Source organism: Burkholderia sp. A2 (assembly GCF_001729305.1).
GTDB classification, from domain to species: Bacteria; Pseudomonadota; Gammaproteobacteria; order Burkholderiales; family Burkholderiaceae; genus Burkholderia; species Burkholderia sola.
This window is the reverse complement of record NZ_LZXX01000076.1, coordinates 529-860: the sequence shown is the minus strand read 5'-3', so window position 1 is coordinate 860 and position 332 is coordinate 529. Positions and strand designations below refer to the sequence as shown.

Below are 332 nucleotides of genomic sequence, written 5' to 3'. Positions count from 1 at the left end.
GACCTCGGCGCCGACGACTACATGGCCAAGCCGTTCGCGCTCAACGAGCTCGAGGCGCGCGTGCGCGCGCTGACCCGGCGCGGCGCGGGCGGCGGCCCGACGGTCGTGCGCCACGGTTCGCTCGCATTCGACCAGGTCGGCCGCATCGCGTATGCGAACGATCACGTGCTCGATCTCTCCGCACGCGAACTCGGCCTGCTCGAGGTCCTGCTGCAGCGGATCGGCCGCCTCGTGTCGAAGGAACAGCTCGTCGACCACCTGTGCGAATGGGGCGAGGAAGTCAGCAACAACGCGATCGAAGTCTACGTGCACCGGCTGCGCAAGAAGATCGA

General features: G+C 68.1%; 1 protein-coding gene. It reads left to right on the top strand.

Translation table 11 applies throughout. The annotated features are described in order from the left end of the window. Nucleotides 1-332 (top strand): response regulator transcription factor (locus tag A9Z05_RS05725; RefSeq protein WP_141723376.1); only part of this gene is annotated, 332 nt, incomplete at both ends.